Below are 770 nucleotides of genomic sequence, written 5' to 3' on the forward strand. Positions count from 1 at the left end.
AGATGTGTATAAGAGACAGGATCGGACCTGACGAGGTGGCCGAGCAGGTTGTCCTGCTCGTCGACCCAACAGATCAGCTCGGCATCGGAGGCCGCGCGATGGGCCTCCTCCCGTTGACTGGCATCCATCATCAACCCTGGTTGAGCAGTTGACGCAGGTCGATCACCGCAGCGTTGGCCCGGGAAATGTAATTGGCCATGACCAGCGAATGGTTGGCCAGTACGCCAAAACCGCTGCCATTGAGGATCATTGGGCTCCACACCGGCTCTTGCGAGGCTTCCAGCTCACGAATGATCTGGCGCACGCTGACGGTGGCGTTCTTCTTGGCCAGCACATCGGCAAAGTCGACTTCGATCGCACGCAGCAGGTGAGACAAGGCCCAGGCCTGGCCACGGGCTTCGTAGAACACGTTGTCGATCTGCATCCACGGGGTTTCCACCACTTCTTCGTCAACCTGCGGCACTTCACCCGGCGCGAGCGCCTCGGTTTTCAACGCGGTGTTGAGTTTGACCCGACCGACGCTGGCCGACAGGCGCTGGGACAACGAACCCAGGCGCGTGGCGACATCGCCCAGCCAATTGTTGAGGTTGTCGGCGCGGGCGTAGAACAGCGCGCCTTTCTGGTTGGGATCGGAGAGGCGCGCTTCATAGCGGCTCAGGGAATTGATGCCTTCCTGGTACTCGGACTCACTGGACGGCAGCACCCAGCTCTTGTTGTCGAAGTTGAAGCGTGGCTCGGCCTTGGCCAAGTCAGCGTCTTCAGCCGATTGG

1 protein-coding gene is annotated in these 770 nt (G+C 60.8%); it reads right to left on the reverse strand.

Annotated features, from left to right (window positions below):
* Positions 1–130 precede the first annotated feature (130 nt).
* The coding region (locus B6S09_RS18150; RefSeq protein ID WP_141202009.1) for a DUF2333 family protein at positions 131–770 on the reverse strand (640 nt) is incomplete at its 5' end.

Source organism: Oceanimonas baumannii (assembly GCF_002245495.1).
Taxonomy (GTDB): domain Bacteria; phylum Pseudomonadota; class Gammaproteobacteria; order Enterobacterales; family Aeromonadaceae; genus Oceanimonas; species Oceanimonas baumannii.